18 protein-coding genes are annotated in these 20191 nt (G+C 67.3%); 13 read left to right on the plus strand and 5 right to left on the minus strand.

Annotated features, from left to right (window positions below; genetic code table 11):
* Positions 1 to 60 precede the first annotated feature (60 nt).
* The 12 genes from ACFWO8_RS29740 to ACFWO8_RS29795 all read left to right on the plus strand — a co-directional run bounded on the left by ACFWO8_RS29740 (position 61) and on the right by ACFWO8_RS29795 (position 13793).
* The gene (locus ACFWO8_RS29740; protein ID WP_378969822.1) at positions 61 to 1056 is read left to right on the plus strand and encodes an amino acid ABC transporter permease; all 996 of its coding nucleotides are present in this window, start codon (positions 61 to 63) and stop codon (positions 1054 to 1056) included.
* Positions 1053 to 1814: an amino acid ABC transporter ATP-binding protein gene (locus tag ACFWO8_RS29745; RefSeq protein ID WP_378969829.1), complete on the plus strand. Its 762-nt coding sequence runs from the start codon at positions 1053 to 1055 to the stop codon at positions 1812 to 1814. The genes ACFWO8_RS29740 and ACFWO8_RS29745 overlap by 4 nt, the downstream gene beginning before the upstream one ends.
* A gap of 32 nt (positions 1815 to 1846) precedes the next feature.
* A complete protein-coding gene (locus ACFWO8_RS29750) occupies positions 1847 to 2809 on the plus strand; it encodes an ABC transporter substrate-binding protein (RefSeq protein ID WP_378969834.1) in 963 nt (320 codons plus the stop codon).
* Between the two features lie 28 nt (positions 2810 to 2837).
* Positions 2838 to 3908: an LLM class flavin-dependent oxidoreductase gene (locus ACFWO8_RS29755; RefSeq protein ID WP_378969839.1), complete on the plus strand. Its 1071-nt coding sequence runs from the start codon at positions 2838 to 2840 to the stop codon at positions 3906 to 3908.
* Positions 3905 to 5518, plus strand: a complete 1614-nt coding sequence (locus ACFWO8_RS29760) for an ABC transporter substrate-binding protein (protein ID WP_378969844.1) — start codon at positions 3905 to 3907, stop codon at positions 5516 to 5518. Before ACFWO8_RS29755 ends, ACFWO8_RS29760 begins: the two co-directional genes overlap by 4 nt.
* A gap of 1 nt (position 5519) precedes the next feature.
* A complete protein-coding gene (locus ACFWO8_RS29765) occupies positions 5520 to 6644 on the plus strand; it encodes an ABC transporter permease (RefSeq protein ID WP_378969852.1) in 1125 nt (374 codons plus the stop codon).
* Between the two features lie 86 nt (positions 6645 to 6730).
* Positions 6731 to 7627: an ABC transporter permease gene (locus tag ACFWO8_RS29770; protein ID WP_378969861.1), complete on the plus strand. Its 897-nt coding sequence runs from the start codon at positions 6731 to 6733 to the stop codon at positions 7625 to 7627.
* On the plus strand, positions 7624 to 9315 hold the full coding sequence (locus ACFWO8_RS29775) for a dipeptide ABC transporter ATP-binding protein (protein WP_378969871.1): 1692 nt from the start codon (positions 7624 to 7626) through the stop codon (positions 9313 to 9315). Before ACFWO8_RS29770 ends, ACFWO8_RS29775 begins: the two co-directional genes overlap by 4 nt.
* Entirely contained in the window at positions 9312 to 10478 is a 1167-nt protein-coding gene (locus ACFWO8_RS29780; RefSeq protein WP_378969877.1) for an LLM class flavin-dependent oxidoreductase, read from the plus strand. Before ACFWO8_RS29775 ends, ACFWO8_RS29780 begins: the two co-directional genes overlap by 4 nt.
* Complete coding sequence (locus tag ACFWO8_RS29785; protein WP_378969886.1) at positions 10475 to 11842, plus strand: NtaA/DmoA family FMN-dependent monooxygenase; 1368 nt, start codon at positions 10475 to 10477, stop codon at positions 11840 to 11842. The genes ACFWO8_RS29780 and ACFWO8_RS29785 overlap by 4 nt, the downstream gene beginning before the upstream one ends.
* Entirely contained in the window at positions 11839 to 12648 is an 810-nt protein-coding gene (locus tag ACFWO8_RS29790) for a DUF1684 domain-containing protein (protein ID WP_378969894.1), read from the plus strand. Before ACFWO8_RS29785 ends, ACFWO8_RS29790 begins: the two co-directional genes overlap by 4 nt.
* Positions 12645 to 13793: an LLM class flavin-dependent oxidoreductase gene (locus tag ACFWO8_RS29795; RefSeq protein WP_378969899.1), complete on the plus strand. Its 1149-nt coding sequence runs from the start codon at positions 12645 to 12647 to the stop codon at positions 13791 to 13793. The genes ACFWO8_RS29790 and ACFWO8_RS29795 overlap by 4 nt, the downstream gene beginning before the upstream one ends.
* A 37-nt stretch (positions 13794 to 13830) precedes the next feature.
* Here ACFWO8_RS29795 and ACFWO8_RS29800 read toward each other — a convergent pair whose 3' ends face one another.
* Positions 13831 to 14313 carry a MarR family winged helix-turn-helix transcriptional regulator gene (locus tag ACFWO8_RS29800; protein WP_378969904.1) on the minus strand — a complete coding sequence of 161 codons (483 nt, stop codon included), beginning with the start codon at positions 14311 to 14313 and terminating at the stop codon, positions 13831 to 13833.
* Between the two features lie 84 nt (positions 14314 to 14397).
* Here ACFWO8_RS29800 and ACFWO8_RS29805 point away from each other — a divergent pair, with 84 nt between their 5' ends.
* Positions 14398 to 15975, plus strand: a complete 1578-nt coding sequence (locus ACFWO8_RS29805; protein WP_378969919.1) for a DHA2 family efflux MFS transporter permease subunit — start codon at positions 14398 to 14400, stop codon at positions 15973 to 15975.
* A 78-nt stretch (positions 15976 to 16053) separates the two neighbouring features.
* On the opposite strand, the gene tnpB is transcribed toward ACFWO8_RS29805, so the two are convergent.
* From tnpB to ACFWO8_RS29825, 4 genes are all read right to left on the minus strand, one after another.
* The gene (tnpB, locus tag ACFWO8_RS29810; RefSeq protein ID WP_378969924.1) at positions 16054 to 17535 is read right to left on the minus strand and encodes an IS607 family element RNA-guided endonuclease TnpB; all 1482 of its coding nucleotides are present in this window, start codon (positions 17533 to 17535) and stop codon (positions 16054 to 16056) included.
* A gap of 307 nt (positions 17536 to 17842) precedes the next feature.
* Positions 17843 to 18352: a hypothetical protein gene (locus ACFWO8_RS29815; protein ID WP_378969928.1), complete on the minus strand. Its 510-nt coding sequence runs from the start codon at positions 18350 to 18352 to the stop codon at positions 17843 to 17845.
* 35 nt (positions 18353 to 18387) lie between these two features.
* Entirely contained in the window at positions 18388 to 18528 is a 141-nt protein-coding gene (locus ACFWO8_RS29820; RefSeq protein WP_378969932.1) for a hypothetical protein, read from the minus strand.
* A gap of 305 nt (positions 18529 to 18833) precedes the next feature.
* Complete coding sequence (locus ACFWO8_RS29825; RefSeq protein WP_378969936.1) at positions 18834 to 20051, minus strand: helix-turn-helix domain-containing protein; 1218 nt, start codon at positions 20049 to 20051, stop codon at positions 18834 to 18836.
* Between the last annotated feature and the right edge of the window lie 140 nt (positions 20052 to 20191).

Consider the following 20191-nt stretch of genomic DNA (forward strand, 5'->3'; position numbering starts at 1 on the left):
CCCGTAGCTGGCCGGGTGGAGGTCACCGCGCCTCGTTCCACTGTTTTCCGAAGGACTCCCATGACCGCGTCCGCCGTATCCGGCGCCGAGACCGCGCCCGCACCGCCGGGCGATGTTCCCCCCGCTGAGCCGATATCCGCCGCCGAGGCGACCGACCTTCCCCGGATCGCCGGATCGTGGCACCCGTGGCGGTGGGTCGTCGCGGCGGTCGCGCTGGTGGTGGTGGCCCAGTTCGCGCACGGTCTGATCACCAATCCGGGTTGGGACTGGGGCACTTTCGCCCAGTACTTCACCGCGAAGTCGGTGCTGGCCGCGCTCCGGGTGACCATCGAGCTGACCCTGTGGGGCACCGTTCTCGGTTTCGCCATCGGCACCCTGCTGGCGATCGGGCGGGTATCGAACAATCCTGTGCTGCGGGTGATCGCCTGGACCTACATCTGGGCGTTCCGTTCGATCCCGCTGATCGTGCAGCTGCTGTTCTGGTTCAACATCGCCTACCTGTATCCCCGCCTGTCCGTGGGCATTCCGTTCGGTCCGGCCTTCTTCGATTTCGAAGTCAACGGTGTCATCAGCGGTTTCACCGCGGCGGTGATCGGTCTGGCCCTGCATCAGGCGGCGTACTCGGCCGAGCTGATCCGGGCGGGCTTGCTCGCCGTCGACAGCGGCCAGCTGGAAGCGGCTGCCGCGCTGGGCATTCCGCGCTGGCGGCAGTTTCGCACGATCGTGTTGCCGCAGGCCATGCGCTCAATTCTGCCGAACGCGGCCAATGAGGTGATCAGCCTGTTCAAGGGCACCTCGATCGTGTCGGTGATGGCGATCGCCGAGCTGTTCTACCAGGTACAGGTGATCTTCGGCCGCAACGGCCGGGTGGTGCCGCTGCTCATGGTGGCCACGGCCTGGTACATCGTGCTCACCACCGCGCTGACGATCGTCCAGTTCTACATCGAACGGCATTACGCCAAGGGCGCGCAGCGTGAGTTGCCGCCGACACCGTGGCAGCGGGTCCGCACCAAGGTCACCGAGATCGCCGCCGTACCCCGAGGAGCCACCAGATGAGCGCAGCGGTGCAGGCACGAGGAATTCGCAAGTCCTACAGCGGTACCGAGGTGCTGCGTGGCGTCGACCTGGCGGTGCGCACGGGCGAAGTGGTCGCGCTGATCGGCCCGTCCGGGTCGGGTAAGTCGACGTTGCTGCGAGTGCTCAACCACCTCGAGGCGCAGGACGCGGGCACGGTGCACATCGGCGGTGAGCTGATCGGCTACCGGCAACGCGGCAACACCCTGCGCCCGCTGCCCGACCATGCGGTGCGCGCCCAGCGCAGCCACATCGGTTTCGTGTTCCAGCAGTTCAACCTGTTCCCGCATCTCACGGTGCTCGACAATGTCGTGCTCGCCCCGATCTCGGCACAGCGCCGCCCACGCGGCGAGGTGATCGCCGAGGCGAAACAGCTCCTCGACCGGGTCGGCCTCGCCGATTTCGCCGACGCCTACCCGCGCCGGCTCTCCGGCGGCCAGCAGCAGCGCGTCGCCATCGCCCGTGCTCTGGCCTTGCGGCCGCGCCTGATCCTGTTCGACGAGCCCACCTCCGCGCTCGACCCGGAACTGGTCGGCGAGGTTCTGGCGGTGATCCGCGATCTCGCGCACGGCGGCACCGCCTTGGTGATCGTCACCCACGAGATCGGGTTCGCCCGCGAGGTCGCCGACACGGTGGTGTTCCTCGACGAAGGACAGATCGTCGAGCAAGGCGACGCCGCCACCGTTCTCGACCGCCCCGAACATCCACGCACGCAGGCGTTCCTGTCGCGCGTGCGCTGAGTATCCCTTCCCACGAACAGGTTTCGACACCGATGAAACTCTCCACGCTGATCGGCATCATCTCGGCGGCCACGCTGCTGACCACCGGCTGCACCGCCGATCCGGAATCCGCCGAGACCGTCCAGGCGGGATCGGTCACCTTCGACCTCTCACCCACCCAGGAGAGCAGGGTGCGAGTGGCGAAGGTCGATGCGATCGCCGCCGAAGTGCCGCAGGCGATTCGCGATCGCGGCACCCTCCTGGTGACCGGATCTGGCAGTTCCGCGCCCCCGCTGCGGTTCTATGCCACCGATGACAAGACCCTCGTCGGATCCGAAATCGACTTCGCCAGTCTGGTGGCCGACAAACTCGGCCTGAAGCTGGTCGCGCAGGTGGCGGATTGGTCGCAGAACTTCGTGCGCGTCGATTCCGGCGAGGTGGACGCGTTCATCTCCAACGTCACGGTCACCGAGGAGCGCAAGGAGAAGTACGACTTCGCGACCTACCGCAAGGACAATGTCGCGCTCGAGGTGACCGAGGACAGCCCGCTCGTCTTTACCGACCGAAAGAGTCTGGTGGGCAAGCGAATCGGTGTGGGTGCGGGCACCAACCAGGAACAGCTGCTGGTGAAGTGGAATGAGCAGAACGTCGCCGAAGGGCTGGCGCCGATCGACATCGCCTACTACCAGCAGGTCACCGACTACTACCTCGCGCTCGCCTCGAAACGTCTCGACGGCTACATCGGCCCGAACCCTACCGGCGTCTACCACTCGACGACGACCGGGGAGACCAAGCTCATCGCCACCTTCTCCGGCGCCGGTGAGGCACTGCAGGGCGAGATCGCGGTGCTCACCAAGAAGAACAGCGGTCTCAATGCCGCCGTGCACAAGGCGCTGGTCGATGCCATCGCCGACGGCAGCTACCAGAAGGTCCTCGATCGCTGGGGCCTGGATTCGGAGAAGGTCACCGAGTCGCGGATCAACCCGCCCGGTCTGCCGAAGAAGCCTGCCGCATGAGGTCATTCGAGAAGCTAGGAGTCCGCGCATGAAATTCCTGCTGATGACGCTGATCACCCGGGTACCCGATCCGGTCACCGGCGTGGTTCCCACGACCCGCGATCGCCTGCACGGGGTGGTTGAACAGGCCAGGCGCGCCGAGGAATTCGGCTACGACGGGTTCGCTGTCGGTGAGCGGCACGAGGATCCGTTCCTCTCCGCCGCTCCCCCGGTGGTGCTGAGCCATCTCGCGGCGGTGACCTCGCGGATCAGCCTGTTCACCGCGGTCACCACGTTGAGCCTGCTCGATCCGGTGCGCGCGTTCGAGGACTATTCCACCCTGGACAACCTGTCCGAGGGCAGGCTCGAGCTGATCATCGGCAAGGGCAACGGCGCGGCGCAGGCGCAGCTCTATCACGTCACCACCGAGGACCAATGGGACCGCAATCGTGAAGGGTACGAACTATTTCGGGCGCTGTGGGACAGCGAGGAGGTGACCTGGTCGGGGCAGTTCCGGCCCTCGCTCACCGCGGCCAAGGCATTGCCTCGACCGCTACAGCCGCGGTTGCGGATCTGGCACGGCAGCGCGACGAGCAAGGAGTCGGTGGAACTGGCCGCGCGCCACGGTGATCCGGTGTTCTCGGCGAATGTCACCAACCCGATCGAGCCGTATGCCGAGCTGATCCGGCACTACCGCGAACGGTGGGCGCACTACGGTCACGACCCGGCCGATGCGCTGGTCGGGGCGGGGACCGCGGGCTTCCACGTCGCGCGGACCTCGCAGGAAGCCATCGAGGTGTTTCGCCCGCTCTACCAGGCACGCACCGCATTGCAGCGCAAGGTCGGCAATCCGGTCGTGTTCGAGACCGTCGAAGATTTCCTCGCCCGCTCGTCGGCGCTGGTCGGCAGTCCGGAGCAGGTGATCGACAAGGTCGGCCGCTATCACGAGCAGTTCGGGCACGAGGTCATCCACCTGTCCGCCGAACGTGACGGCCGCACCGAATCCGACTATCTGGGCAGCCTCGAGCTGTTCCAGGCCGAGGTGGCGCCCGAGCTGCGCCGCCGCATTCCGAGCCGTCCATTGGCCGCCGGCCGTCAATTCTCTGGAGTTACCTCGTGATCCGACATCGTCTTGCTGCTCTCGCGGGCGTACTCGCCGCCGCCACCACCGTCGTCGCGTGTGGCAGCGACACCGGGGGCTCCGGTGGTCAGGCCGGTCCGCCGCAGCCCGGCGGCACGTTGCGCTACGGGCTTTCCGGGGCGCCGACCTGCTCGGATCCGGCGCAGTCGGGCACCAACCAGACCATCTATGTGGCCCGCCAGATCGTCGACTCGCTGACCGATCAGGACCCGAAGACCGGTGCGATCACCCCGTGGCTGGCCAAGAGCTGGGAGGTCAGTCCCGATGCCAAGGTGTTCACCTTCAAGCTGGCCGACGGCGTCACCTTCAGCGACGGCACCGCGCTCACCGCCGACTCGGTGCGCGATACCTTCGACGCGGTCGTCGCGCTCGGTGCCGCCAAGGCGCAGCTGGGAGCCAGCTACCTGACCGGCTATGTGGGAACGACGGCGGTCGACAAGCTCACCGCCCGTGTCGAATTCAGTGCGCCGAACGCCCAGTTCCTGCAAGCGTCCTCGACCGCGCAGCTCGGCATCCTGGCGCAGTCAACCAATGCCAAACCGGCCGAGGCCAGGTGCGCGGGTGACAATATCGGCAGCGGGCCGTTCACCTACACCGCCTACAAGCAGGACACCTCGGTGACGCTGGCCAAGCGCGCCGGATACCACTGGGGCTCCGCCGTTTTCGGCCACCAGGGTGAGGCGTACCTGGATCGGATCGAGTTCACCGTCGTCCCCGAATCGGGTGTGCGCACCGGCAGCCTGGCCTCCGGTCAGCTGGACGCGGTCAGCGACGCGCTGCCCCAGGACGCGCCACAGATCGAGGCCGTCGGCGGGCGGATCCTGTCGACATCGAACCCCGGCACCCCGTTCGGCTTGACCCTCAACGTGACTCGCGGCCCCCTGCGGGATCCCGCGGTCCGGCAGGCACTACTGCCCGCGATCGATCGCAAGCAGCTCGTCGAGACCGTGCTCGGTCCACAGTTCAAGCCCGCGACCTCGAGTCTGGCGTCGGCGACCCCGGGGTATCTGGATCAGTCGGCCAGGCTCTCCTACGATCCGGCCAAGGCGAAGTCGATCCTCGAGCAGGCGGGTTGGCTGCCGGGCCCGGACGGCATCCGGGCCAAAGGCGGTGAGCGACTGAGCTTCGCGGTGACGTTCAGCCAGGTGTTCGCGGGCAATCAGGCGATTCTGGAACTGGCGCAGCAGCAACTGCGCCAGGTCGGTGTCGAGCTGAAACTCGATCTCGTGTCCACCCCGGAGGCCATCGCCCGGCAGAACGCGAAGGACGTCGACGCCGGTTACGGCAATTCCACCCGCGCCGACGGCGACATCCTGCGCACGTCGTTCGGTCTCGCCGGTCGCAATATCAACGCGCGTGGCCCGATTCCCGAGCTCGATCAGACCCTCGACAGTCAGCTGGCCACCAACGATCCGGCCGCCCGGGTGAAGCTGCTCGAAGCCGCGCAGCGGCAGGTGCTCGACAACGGGCTCTCCGTCCCCACGATCGAGCTCTCCCAGGCGATCGGTGCGGCCGCGAACACCCAGGACCTGAAGTTCGAGGCCTCGGCGCGCCTGCAATTCTTCGACACCTGGCTGAGCGGGCGCTGACATGAGTGGGCTGGTCCGTCAGCGGGGGCGGGTGGTGGTCGGCGACCTACCGCGTTATCTGGGTTCGCGGGTGCTGCAAGCGATCTGGGTGCTGTGGGCGGCGTTCACGATCTCGTTCGTGGTGCTGTACCTGCTGCCCGCCGATCCGGTGTCAATGGCGGCCGACACCGCCGGTGCCGGTACGCCTGTCGACCAGGCCGCCATCGCCGAACTGCAGGCTCGCTACGGGTTGGACAAGCCGCTGTGGGAGCAGTATGTGACCGCGCTCGGGAATGCCATCACCGGCGATCTGGGCCGCTCCATCAACACCGGTCAGCCCGTTACCGAAGCGCTCGGTGACTCACTACCGCCCACGCTCGGACTGGCTGCTCTCGCACTGCTTTTCGCGATGATCGGTGGTGCGGCTCTGGCCTTCGCCGCTACGTACACGCGTCGGCCGTGGCTACGCAACACCCTGAGCGCGTTACCGCCACTGGGCGTTTCGGTGCCGACATTCTGGACCGGCCTACTCCTGTTGCAGCTGTTCTCTTTTCGGCTGCACTGGTTCCCCGCCTTCGGTGGGACCGGCTTGCGCGGGACCCTGCTCCCCGCGCTGACCCTGGCCTTGCCGATCGGTGCGGTGCTCGCCCAGGTGCTCGCGGCCGGGCTGGAACAGACCTGGCGTCAGCCGTTCACTGACGTGGCACTGGCCAAGGGCGCCTCGCGCGGGTGGGTGCAGCGACGCCACATCGCCCGTCTGGCGAGTGTGCCCGCCTTCACGATCGCCGGCGTGCTGGTCGGCACCATGCTCGCGGGTTCGGTAGTGGTGGAGTCGGTGTTCGCCCGCGCGGGCGTCGGCCGGCTCACCCAGACCTCCGTGCTCAACCAGGACATCCCTGTCGTCCAGGGCGTGGTGCTGCTCTCGGCGCTGATCTTCGTCGGCGTGAATCTCGCGGTCGACCTGCTCTATCCGCTGCTCGATCCGCGCATCACCGGTACGCGGCGCCATCGACCGGCCGGGGCCCCGGCCAGCGCGCCTGCCGATAGCTCCCCACCGGTCGCAACGAGCGACGCGGCGGCCGCAGATCTCGCGACAACGGCGGGTGGCTCGTCTCCCGCGGCCGTGAAGGCGGTGCGCGATGCCTGATGTCAGCAGGAGCGGGGCGGGCACAGGCGCCACCACATCGCGGCGATCTACCCGGACTCGCACCACCGATACCGAAGGGAGCGAACATGGTTGACGTTCTTGTGCGACGGAGTACGGTCGCCGATCGACCCGTCGCGGCATCCGGCGTCGCACGCCGTTTTCGAAGTGCGCGGGTGCTCCGCTGGACGCGCGGGCACCTCGGACTCGTGCTCTCCGGTGTCGTGCTCGCGATTGCCGTCGGGTGGGCGGCGGCGCCGTCGCTGTTCGCCTCCGGTGATCCGCTGACCGGGGTGCCCGCGGAGAAGTTCCGGGCACCCAGCGCGGCACACTGGTTCGGCACCGACAACCTCGGGCGCGACCTGTACACGCGGATGGTGCACGGTGCGGGGCTCTCGCTCACCGCCACGCTGACCGCGGTCGGGATCGCGGTGGTGGTCGGGTCGGCGCTGGGGCTGCTGTCCGGCGCGTCGGGCGGCCTTGTCGACACCGCGATCATGCGGGTCGTCGATGTGCTGCTGTCCATCCCGTCACTGTTGCTCGCGCTGGCGCTGGTCACCGCGCTCGGCTTCGGCACCCGCAATGTGGCTGTCGCGGTCGGTGTCTCGTTGATCGCGAACTTCGCCAGGGTGATGCGCTCGGAGGTGCTGCGGGTGCGCCACGCTCCCTATGTCGAGGCCGCGCACGCATCCGGCGTGCGCTGGTACGCGGTGCTCGTTCGGCACGTACTGCCCAATTCGTTCCAGCCCGTCCTGGCTTTGGCGGCAGTCGAATTCGGTATGGCAGTGCTGGCCGCGTCCTCGCTCAGCTTCCTCGGCTACGGCACCAAACCGCCCACCCCCGAATGGGGTTCGCTGATCTCGGAAGGCCGCAACTTCCTCGCGTCGGCATGGTGGTTGACCACCCTGCCCGGGCTCATCATCGTCGCCGTGGTGCTGTCGGCGCAGCATCTAGGCCGCCTCGCGGGAAGGACCGGCCAGCGATGAGCAACCGATCGAACGGAACACATTTACCCACCGCGCGTCGGTCTGTGGCGGCGCCACGCACAGCGGCGACGGCAGGCCCCTTGCTGCGCGTGGAGGATCTGCGCATCGCGTATCGGACCGGCGCGGGATCAGTCGACGCGCTGCGGGGTGCCTCGGTCGAGGTGGCGCGCGGGGAAGTCGTCGCGCTCGTGGGCGAGTCGGGGTCGGGGAAGTCGACGCTGGCGCATGCGGTGATCGGGTTGCTCGGCGATTCGGCACAGATCGTGTCGGGCAGAGTCGAATTCGACGGTGAACGAGTCGATCCGGGCGACGAGAAGGCGCTACAGCGGCTGCGCGGCGCGCGGGTAGGGCTGGTACCACAGGATCCGGGGCTGTCGCTCAATCCGGTACTGCGGGTGGGTGATCAGGTCGCGGAGGCGCTGCTGGTGCATCGGCTGGCCGACCGGCGTGGGGCGGCATTGCGGGCCCTGGATCTGCTCGAGGAAGTCGGGCTGGATCAGCCGGAACTGCGGGCACGGCAATATCCGCACGAGCTGTCCGGCGGGCAGCGGCAGCGGGTGTTGATCGCGATCGCGCTGGCCTGCGGTCCGGAGTTGATCATCGCGGACGAGCCGACGAGTGCGCTCGATGCGACGGTGGCGCGGCAGGTGCTGGATCGGCTGGCCGAGCGGATCGCGGCACGCGGGACGGCGGTGCTGCTGATCACCCATGACCTTGCCGTGGCCGCCGAACGGGCGGATCGGCTGGTCGTACTCGAGCAGGGCCATGTTGTCGAATCCGGCTCGACCGCACAGGTATTGACCCGTCCGTCGCAGCCCTATACCCAGCGTCTGCTGGCCGCGTCCCCGGCGTTGTCGCCCACCGAGTTCCGGCCCAGTCGTCCCAGATCGGACACACCGTTGCTGTCGGTTCGTGCCCTGCACAAGCGATTCCACGCGGGAGCGGGCAGCATCACTGCCGTCGATGATGTCGAGTTCAGCCTCGATCGTGGCGAAACGCTCGCTCTGGTCGGTGAATCCGGTTCGGGCAAGTCGACGACGGCCCGGATCGCGCTGCGGCTCACCGAGGCGGACAGCGGGACGGTCACCTTCGACGGTCACGACCTCACGAGTGTCCACCGAAATCGGCTGCGCGCCCTGCGTAAGCGGTTCCAGGTGGTGTATCAGAACCCGTACTCATCGCTGGATCCGCGCTGGGAAGTCGCCGACATCATCGCCGAACCCTTGCGCGCCTATGGCGTCGGCGACCGCACGAAACGGGTCACCGCGCTACTCGAACAAGTCGCGCTACCAGCCGATTTCACCAAGCGCAGACCCGCCGAGCTGTCGGGTGGGCAGCGGCAACGGGTAGCGATCGCCCGTGCGCTGGCCCTGCGCCCTGACCTGCTGGTGCTCGACGAACCGGTCTCCGCGCTCGATGCCTCGGTGCAGGCGCAGATCCTCGACCTGCTCGACACCCTGCAGACCGAACTCGCCCTCGGCTACCTGTTCATCTCCCACGACTTGGCTGTGGTGCGCCGGATCAGCGACCGCGTCGCGGTGATGCACCACGGTCGCATCGTCGAAACCGGCCCTACCGCAACCCTGTTCACCGATCCGCAGCACCCGTACACCAGGGAGCTGCTCGCGGCGATTCCCGCGCCGGGCGCCCGGATCGATCCCCTCGACGGAAAGGACCTCACCCGATGAGCAAGAACGGACTGTTCCTCGGCATCGAAACAGTCGGCACCGGAACGCATCCCGCGTCATGGCGGCGCGTCGATTCCGGCGCCGAAGACCTGTTCACCGCCGGCTACTGGACGGCCGTGGTGTCGGCGGCCGAGGAGCTCGGGTTCGACGCCGTGTTCCTGCCGGACTCGTTCGGCATCCAGGCCGGCGGCACCGCCGTGACCCGCGGCAGGCTCGATGCCGTCGCGATCGCCGCCCGCACCGCCCCGCTGACCAGCCGGATCGGCCTGATTCCCCAGGTGCCGGTCACCCACACCGAACCGTTCCACGCGTCCAAGGCCGTGACCGCGCTCGACTTCGCGAGCCTGGGCCGCGCGGGGTGGGAGGTGACGGTGTCCACCGCCGACGTAGAGGCGAAGGCCTTCGGTCGCAAGGACATTCAGGATCGGCAGTCGCTGTGGCACGAGGCCGACGAAGCGGTCGAGGTGGTGACCCGGCTGTGGGACAGCTGGGAGGACGGCGCCGAGATCCGCGACGTGCCCACCGGCCGGTTCATCGACCGCGACCGCCTGCACTACATCGACTTCACCGGCGACAACTTCTCGGTCAAGGGCCCGTCGATCACCCCGCGCTCACCCCAGGGCCAACCGATCGTGACCGTCCGCGCCGACGACCCCGAGTCGGCCGAGGTCGCGGTCCGCCGCGCCGACATCATCCGCATCACCGCCACCGATCTCCCCATCGCCACCGAACGCCGCACTGCGTTGCGCGCAGCCATCGCTGCCACGGGCCGCGACCCTGACACCGTGCAGATCCTGCTGGATCTTCCTGTGCACCTGTCGGATTCGGTAGCCGACGCGCACACCGAGGTAGGAGAACTCGACGGCTGGGCCGCGCAGCCGCACCTCGATACCGATCGACTCCACCATGTCGGCACGGCCGCCGGACTCGATGACGTGCTCGCGGCGATCACTCGTTCGGGCATCGACGGGGTGGTCCTGCGACCGCTGGCCCTGCACGCCACGCTGACCGCTCTCACCGCCCACCGCACCAAGACCGAGCCGGGGCAGCTCGTCGACGCCGGTGAAATCGCCGCGGCGAGTCCGGCGCACCCGACCCTCCGTGACCGCCTCGGTCTTCCCCGCCCACTGAGCCGATACGCCACGACAGGAGCAGCGCTATGACTTCGAGACCACGCAAGCAAGTCCATCTGGCCGCGCATTTCCCCGGCGTCAACAACACCACCGTCTGGGCCGACCCGGCGTCGAAATCGCAGGTCGATTTCGCGTCCTTCGAGCATCTGGCGCGCACGGCCGAACGCGGCCTGTTCGATTTCTTCTTCCTGGCCGAGGGGTTGCGGCTGCGCGAGCATCGCGGGCAGATCCACGACCTGGATGTGGTCGGCAGGCCCGACACGTTCACCGTGCTCAACGCGGTGGCGGCGGTGACCGAGCGGCTGGGGCTGGCGGGCACCATCAACAGCACCTATAACGAACCGTTCGAGGTGGCCAAGCAGTTCGCCTCGCTCGATCATCTCTCCGGCGGCCGGGCCGCGTGGAACGTGGTCACCTCCTCGGATGCGTTCACCGGCGAGAATTTCCGGCGCGGCGGCTACCTCGAGCATGGTGAGCGGTATCGGCGGGCGGACCAGGTGGTCGCCGCGACCAGGGCGCTGTGGGACAGCTGGCCCACCGACTCGCTGGTGATCGATCGGACGCGTGGGATCTTCGCCCGCGAGGTGCCCGAAACCACTTTCCGCAGTTCGCAGTTCGACGTCGCGGCACCGTTCGTCGTCCCGCCGAGCCCGCAGGGCCATCCGGTGTTGTTGCAGGCGGGCGATTCCGACGAAGGCCGCGAGTTCGGCGCGAAGACCGCCGATGCGATCTTCACCGGGCACGGCACCCTCGAGGCGGGCCAGAAGTTCTACGCCGACGTCAAGGGCCGATTGACGAAATACGGTCGGGCACACGGTGATCTACTGGTGCTGCCCGCTGCCACGTTCGTCCTCGGCGACACCACTGACGAAGCCCACGAGCGGGCCCGCGGCATCCGCTACCAGCAGGTGAGCCCGCAGACCGCGATCGCCTTCCTCGAACAGGTCTGGGGCCGTGACCTTTCCGGCTACGACCCGGACGGCCCGCTGCCCGATATCGAGCCGGACGCCGCCGCCGAGATCACCCGAGGCCGGGTGCGGCACACGAAAGATCCACTGGCCGTGGCGAAAGCGTGGCGTGCGCAGGCCGAGGCGGGCAACCTCAGCATCCGCGAACTCATCATCGAGGTCACCGCCCGCCAGCAGTTCATCGGCACACCGACCGAGGTCGCCGAGCAGATCGACCACTACGTGCAGGCCGACGCCGCCGACGGTTTCATCCTCGTCCCCCACCTGACACCCGCTGGACTCGACGAGTTCGTCGACACGGTGGTCCCCGAACTCCAGGAACGCGGCAGCTTCCGCACCGAGTACACCGGCACCACCCTGCGCGACCACCTCGGTCTGCGCCACCCCCACCACCACACCGTCGCCGAAGGAGCACGCGCGTCATGACGATCACCGTCGAGAACCACACCCTCACCACGACATTCGCCGACGACTGGGCGCGCTGGCACCATGCCCGCGAGGACGGCCTGCGCGACCCCCTCGGCTGGCTCAGCCTGGCCGGACTGCACTGGCTCACCGACAGCCCGCAGCGCTTGGACGGTGTCCCCGGCACCTGGTGGGTCACCGACGACAAGGTGTTCATCACCGCGCAGCCCGCGGACCGGCTCGATGTGGACGGCGAACGGATCGGCGGCGTGCAGATCGTGACGCCGGTGGAGGGCGCGCCGGGGGTGAGCGTGCTCAACGAGGAGAAGGTCCTCGAGGTGATCCGCCGCTCCGGGCAGTACGCGGTGCGCGTGCACGATCCGGCCGCACCGACGTTGACCGCGTTCACCGGGGTCGCGGCCTATCCGGCCGACCCGCGCTGGGTGGTGACCGGCCGTTTCACCGCGTTCGCGCAGGCACGCACCGTCACCACGGGCGCCGTGGTGGACGGTCTCGAGCACCACCACAACGCCGCGGGAATCATCGAGTTCCGGCTCGGTGACAGCCACCAAGCGCTGCTCGCCTTCGGCACCCCCGACGACCTGAAGGTGCTGTTCACCGACGCCACCAGCGGCGTCACCACCTACCCGGCCGCCCGCTCACTCGCCATCGGCGCGGTCGACGCGGACGGCACCGTCACCCTGGACTTCAACCGGGCCGTGAACCTGCCGTGCGCGTTCACCGACTTCGCCACCTGCCCGGTGGCACCACGCGAGAACAGGCTGCGCGTGGCGATCGAAGCGGGAGAACAGGATCCGAAGCTATGAGCATTCCGCTGTCGATCCTCGATCTGTCCCCGATCAGCGAAGGATCAAGTGCCGCACAGGCATTGCGCAATACGGTCGATCTCGCCCGGCACGCCGAGCAGTGGGGATATCGCCGATATTGGCTGGCCGAACACCATTTCGTCTCGGTGGCGAGTTCGTCGTCGCTGACCCTGCTCGGTGTGGTCGCCGCGGCCACCTCGCGCATCCGGGTCGGGACCGGCGCGGTGCAGGTGGGCCACCACACCTCCGCCTCGATCGTGGAAGCGTTCGGTACCGTCGACGCACTGCACCCGGGACGACTCGACCTGGGTCTTGGCCGGTCGGGGCACCGTGTCAGCCAGTTCGGGGCAGCGGCGGCGACCACCAGGGGCGGTCATCCGGTGCTGGACACCGTCGCCGGGCGCACCGAGGTGCGTGACGGTGTGGTCGTGCCGCCGCCGTTCGATCCACGCCGGGTCACCGATCGCTCGAAGTTCCTCGCTTCGGCCGAGGCCTTGCAGCAACCCGGTGCGGAGTCGCTGGACTTCGCCGAACAACTGGCCGAGATCCAAGCGCTGCTCGACGGCCGGTACTTCACAGCCAACGGTGTCGCGCTGCACGCCGTTCCCGGTGAGGGCATCGATGCCGAGCTGTGGCTGTTCGGCAGTTCGGCGGGCGAAAGCGCCGAGCTCGCAGGCACATTGGGACTGCCGTTCGCAGCGGCCTACCATGTCGCGCCGGGCACCGCGCTGGACGCGGTCGCGGCGTATCGGGCGGCGTTCCAGCCCTCGGAACTGCTGGCCGAACCGCATGTGATCGTGTCAGCCGACGTCGTGGTCGCACCCGATGACGACACCGCCCGCCACCGCGCGAGCACCTACGGGCACTGGGTCCACAGCATCCGCAGCGGCGGCGCGGCCGAATACCTCGACCCCGCCACGGCGTCCCCGCTCACCGCCGACCAACTCCGTCTGGTCGACGACCGCCTGGCCTCCCAGATCGTCGGCTCCCCCAGCACCGCCGTCGGGCGCCTCGACGCCCTCCAAAAGGTCACCGGCGCAGACGAACTCCTGATCACCACCATCACCCACGACCACGCCGACCGGCTCGAATCCCATCGCCTACTGGCCGACGCGTGGGGACAGCGAGCCGCCCGCGCCGCCTGACCGCCAACCATGAAGGCGCCCCGACACGTCGACTCGACTACGGGGCGCCTTCTGGCTGTGCGACCGTCATCGCCCTGCGCAATCGCGCGAGCAGCCTCTCGAACTCGGCGAGCTGGGCGGGGTCGTAGTCGACCAGGATCGCGTCCTGCTCGGCATTGATCGGGTGGAAGAACTCGTCGGCCAGCTGCCGCGCGTTCTCGCTACACCGCAAGGTCACCACCCGCCGATCGGTGTGCTCGCGGCTGCGGGTGATGTATCCCGCCTGCTCGAGCCGGTTGAGCAGGGTCGTCATCGCCCCCGAGGTGAGGGTGATCCGCTTGCTCAGCAGCGCGGGAGACAGCGGCTCAGCGGCCTGTTCGGCGGCGGCGATCTCCATCAGCGCGAACGCGTCGGTGGAGTGCACGCCGAGAGTTTCCGCGAATCGGCGGCCCAGTTCGGTGAAGCTCGCGCCGTAGTCGATGAGCCCCGCGGCGAGCCGCTGCCGCCGCATCGCGACATCGCCGGATGTCTGCTCCACCATCTCGTCCTCTCGTCGACCGCCCGATTGACAACTTACCGCCCGACATTTACCTTCATTGTAAAGTAACTTTACGACGGAGGTATAGTGCGGACAGAAACCGAGACTCCACCGCTGCGCTTGTGGCTGGGGCTGATCGCCGTCTCGCTCGGCGTCGCGTTGATCGTGGTCGATCTGACGATCGTGAACGTGATCCTCGCGCCGATTGTCGAGGATCTGGCGATCACCTCGATTCAGGCGCAATGGATCCAGGAGTCGTACGCGATCGTCTTCGCGGCGCTGCTGCTGGTCGCAGGCCGGCTCAGCGACCTCCACGGCGCACGCAAGCTGTTCCTGATCGGGTTGGTCGTCTTCGGCGTCACCAGCCTGCTCGCCGCGCTGGCACCCAGTGGCGGTCTACTCATCGCGGCCCGTTTCCTGCAGGGCATCGGTGGGGCGATGATCCTGCCGACCTCGCTGGCCCTGGTGAACGCGACCTTCACCGGAAAGGCTCGCGGGCAAGCCTTCGCAATCTGGGGATCGACGATCGGCGCGGCCGCCGCGGTCGGCCCGCTGCTCGGCGGCCGGCTCGCCGACTTCTCCTGGCGGTGGGCCTTCGGCATCAATATCCCCGCGGTCGCGCTGATCATGGTGGCCGTGCTGATCTATCTCCCCACGGCACCGAAGAACGTCGGTCGCGTCGATTGGCTCGGCGCCGCACAGTCCGCGCTCGGCCTCGGCCTCCTCGCGTTCGCGATGATCGAAGGGCGGCATTACGGGTGGCTGACGGTGACCGAGCCGCTGAGTATCGGTGAATTCGGCTGGCGCAGTGGGCCTTCACCGGTGCTGATCGCGTTCATCGGTGCCGCACTCGCGCTCGGGCTGTGCTGGCGCAGGCAGGCGATGCTGGGTCGTACCGGCGGGGAACCGCTGGTCGATGTGCGGCTGTTCTCGATCGATTCGTTCCGCAAGGGCAACGTGGTGACACTGATCGTCGGCCTCGGCGAGTTCGGCATCATCGCGGTGCTGCCACTGTGGATGCAATTCGCCCTCGACTACACCGCATGGCAAGCCGGACTCGCGCTGGTGCCGCTGGCGATCGGCAGTTTCGTCGCCAGTGGCGCGAGTTTCGCACTGACGGCCTCGGTCTCGGCGCTGGGACAGGTCAGGATCGGTTTGCTGCTGGAAGCGGCCGGGCTGGCCTTGCTCGGCCTGTTCGCCGCGGCGGACAGCAGCTGGTGGTCGATCGCGTTCGCGCTGTTCGTCTACGGCATCGGCGTCGGCTTCGCCACCGCCCAGGTCACCAATATCGTGCTCGCCGATGTGCCGGGCGAGAGCGCGGGCCAAGGCTCGGGAATTCAAAGCGCGGCACGGGAACTCGGATCGGCGCTGGGTATCGCGGTCCTCACCACCGTCTACTTCAGCACGGTCGGCACCGGCCTGCGCGATCGCCTGACCGACGTCGGGCTGCCCGAATCCGAGGTGCGGCAATTGGAGTCGACCGTGACCGACAGCGCGGGTTCGGCGATCGGAGCCCTCGCCGAGAACCCAAACACGCTGCCCATCGCGGAAGCGGCCCGCGCGGCCATGGCCGCGGGCATCGAGGTGGCGAGCTACCTGTGCGCGGGTCTGCTCGTACTCGCCTTGGCCACCACCACATTCGTCAAACCCGTACAACACGAGTAGCGGCACCACCATGCGAGGGGGCATGGACTCGCTCCGTGGCTGTTACCTGAAACGTGGCCGTTTGTAGAACAACCCACTCTAGGCAGCCTCTCCTTGCGAAGAGACAGTCCCCGTCTGACCCACCAACCGTTGGTGGTGCGAGGTAGACGCTTCAACGCCTCCTGCCTTCCCCACCGAATCGGTGAGGCAGGTCTTGCGGATAGCTCCACGTCCATCTCCAGCCGAAACGCTGGCGGCCGGGCTACTCCCGGTACCGGTCCCCGATACACCACCAGTATTGGTGGGTTCGCCGAGGCGGGCGAGATTGATCGCCGCATTGGTATCCCGATCAATCGCCGGGCAACCATTACGGCAGTGGTGAACACGGTCGCGCAACGCCAGCTTGGTTGTCGCCTGACAACGCGAACACGTTTGAGTGGAAGGAAACCAGCGATCCGCGGTCACGAGCCGGGTCTGATTCCAGGTGGTCTTGTAGCCGAGCAAGGTTCGTATCCGGCCGAGCGCGGCATCACTGATGGCACGGTTCAGCCCGCGCTTGTAGGTACCGCCACCCCGGCACATTCCCGCGACGTTAAGGTCCTCGACCACGATCACGTCATGATTGCGGGCGAGTCTCGTGGTGGCGGTGTGGAGTTCATGGCGGCGGATGTTCGCCACGCGGGCATGAGCTTTCGAGATCCGGTGTTGGGTGCGTAGCCATCTTTTCGACGGGTCCAGCCGGGTTTCGGTTCTCTGCTCCCAACGGCCCTGCTGTCGGGCGGCTTTGCATTGCAACACCCGCAGCTTCGTTTGCGCGGCGGTGAGTGGTTTCGGCGCCACCACTCGCTCGATCTCTGTGCCGTCTGGTGCCGCAACGACGAGCAGGTCTTTGACTCCGACGTCGATTCCCACGATCGGGTACACCGGCTTGGCATCATGCGCGGACCGCTGCTTGCCTTCGACGATCACCTGAAACGCGCAATACCAGCGGCCGCCCTCGTATTTGACTGTCGCGGAAAGAATCCGCGCGGCTCCGGCCTCGGCCCGACGCGCCAGTTTGCGGGTGGATTCGTGGGTGTGGATCGTGCCGAGCACCGGCAGGACGACGTGGTGTCGATCGGGGGTCACTCGGATAGCGCCGGTGGTGAACCTGACCGAGTTCACCGCGCGATGCTTGGACTTGAAGCGAGGAAACCCGACTTCGGCGCCTGCCCGCTTACCTGCCCGCGATTTGGACCAGGCGTCCAAACCCCTTGCAAGGCCGTCTAACCCACTGTTGTATGCCTCTTTCGAGTTCTGCGACCACCATGGCGCGACCGCGCCCTTGCGGGCGTTCCACGTTTTGCGCAACGCCGCCAGACTCCAGCCCAGCGCGGGGGTCAATTCGTCGTCGGACACACCGTAGGAGCGTTCCGCGGCCCGCTGGCCGATAACTGATTTCACCAGCGCTAGCATGTGATTGTGAGCGAACCGCGCTGCCCCGCAGTGCGATCGGATCGCACGCTCTTGAGTCGGCGTCGGGTCCAACGCGAACCGATACGCCTGCACCGTCCATCCGTCGGGAACCTCGAACCTCGCCACCGGCTACCCCACCGATGTATCGGCGGCGGATTCGGTGGCGATAACGGCACGGTGCCCAACCACGAAGGGCGTCAAGCCGGAGGTATGACACCGGCATCCGATCGTCTTCCACCCCAACGGATTCACAGATTGATTCAAACATACGTTCGGTTCGCTGACAAGTAGCCATGTGGCTCAGTTTCAACATACTTCTATGTCACTCACACTTCGAGCAGGTGTGGCCGATATTCTTGCTGACCGGTGGAGTCCCCTATAGCCGATCAGACTGACGGGCGGCGACCACCATAATTGTCGGCGATGCCTGACGTCAGAGTCGGGCGCGCTGGATCAACTCGGTGGCGATATAGGAGTCCGACGCCGGGGTAACCACGGTGTCGTTGTCGACGTCGACCAAGTAGCGACCGGCCGCTCGATGTCCGTCGCGAATATCGATCCAGTTCAAGAATTGGGGCTGAAGCTTGTGACGGCCGCGAACGTCGAGTTCGATGCACAGGTGCCCCTCGGCGCTGCGGGGAGCTCGCAGAAGCGCACGGATGCGGGTTTCAACAACATCCTTACCGTCGGCTTGGACGAAGTACGAAGTCGGCGGTTCCTCACCCCGTACTCGTGGGGTGAAGCCGATCATGCGTTGTACTCGGCCACCACTCGTGGACGGCATGGTAGTGACGATTCCGCGGCTGAGGTTCGCCCGACGCGTGACCAGGAGTTCGAGTGCTCCACCGAATTCTATTGTTGCCCCGGGTAATTGGTGAAGGAGTACGCCGTAGTCCCCGGCGGCTACCGCCAGACATCGGATCCGGTTACCGGTGGCATGCACCTGGCCGGTACACAGGATCCGCAGTTCGGGGTCGTTCAGGGTTCGTAGCGCTCCCCTATCAGCCGGTCGAGAACTCGCACAACGTCGTCCACTGCTTCAGGGTCGAGCTTCAAGGTTCCCGCCGCGACAGCGTCATTCATCGCCTGGATCTGTGCCTGCCCGTAGTCGATCTGCACCACAACCCCCCGTATCTCAGTCGATCAGCGGCCACGTTACCAGCCGCCGCACCAGGCCGGCCTCACCGTGATGCTTCCCTCTACAACACACGATCCTCGGGACTGGCGAGGCGTGATTCGTACAAGCGCTGCAGCACTACCGACCGAGCGAACCATCGAGCGCGGTGCCAGACCGGACACGTGGCATCTTCGACGACGCTGAGTCTGGCCCGCCACCAAGGTATTCGGTGATGACCGGACTAGTACGCGAATGGTCCGCGCTCCCCCGTGAAGGGATGCGCGGACCGAGCACCAGGATAGCGCGGTCAGGCCGCCACGCCAACGCGCTGACACAACTCCCGAACATCCGGACCCATCCCCGTCGGCGGATGCTTGGACAACCCGAGCAGAAGTTCTTTGGCGAACCCGTTGAACGAGATCGTCTCCGGAGCGGTCCTCTGTGCTTTGTCCAGCAGCGCCAGCACCGCGGCGTCCTCGTCGCGTTGGCTGTAAGCGCGGGCCACCTCGATCAAGTGCCTGGACCGGCGCGGCACCGACACGATCGCGTCCTCGTCGAGCGCACGGGCCGCCCGCAGCGCCTCACCTGACCGACGCAGATCCACGCCCAGCGTGACCGCGTTCGCACCCTGGACCGCCTGCCCGAAGCTGGTCTGGATATGCCGATAGGTTGGGCCGAGCTGCTGTGCCCAGCGATCGGCCCGATCCCACGCCGCCCACGCATCACCATGTCGCCCGCGGCGGCCCTGCACCAGGGCGGCCTCAGCCTGCAGCGCACCGGCGATCCCCCGCCAATCGTCGGGGGTCTCGTCGCGATCGAGATACGGGGCGAGGATCTCCGTGCCCGACTCGATCAGGGCCAGCGCCTCCTCCCATCGGCCGGAGTCGCGCAGTGCCTGCACCATCGACCACGAGGAGGCGGCGATCAGGTAGGGATCGTCGGCTTCGTACGCCTGCCCCAGCGCCCGGTCCGCGACCATCCACACCAGGGCAGCGTCACGCTGGTAGGCCACATAGAAGTCGGCCAGTTGGTAGACACCGGCCAGGACTCGACGTGCCTCCCGTCGACCGGGGCCTGGTGCGCGGGCCGCCTCTTGTGCCTCGCGAATCAGGCTCGGCAGGATGACGCCGAGCTGGGTGCGGTGGTCGGGGCTGGTGTGCCGAACCTCCCACGCCAGGCGTAGCCGCTCGGCCAGGTGCTTGATGTTGTGGACGCGTCCCGGTAGCGGGCGCCGGAAATCGGTGAGCGCGGCCTGGACATCGCCCAGCGCCGCGTGCTTCTCCCCTGCGTAGAGATTCACCGAGACAGCGTGGCCGTTGCCGGTCAGCTCGGCGAGGTCGGCCAAGCCCAGGGCATCGGCGATGGCCAGCAGCATCGGCAGCTTCGGCGGTTGCAGCACACCGTTCTCGACCTGCTTCACCCAATCGGAGGACCGGCTGATCCGATCGCCGAGCACGGGCCGACTGATGCCGGCGCGCTCGCGGTGGCGTTTGATCCGCAGCCCAATGGGCGCTTGATCTTCCATGTTCCGTACCCCTTCACGGCGGGCGTGGAATGCGATCTGTCCAGTCTAAGTGGTCACGCCCGTAAGTCGTTCGGGGGTCAGTGTCCGAGGTAGAGATCGCAGGCGCAGTCAAGGGCTTCCTGGGGGCTGCCTGCGGTGAA

Source organism: Nocardia sp. NPDC058480 (assembly GCF_042720495.1).
Taxonomy (GTDB): Bacteria; Actinomycetota; Actinomycetes; order Mycobacteriales; family Mycobacteriaceae; genus Nocardia.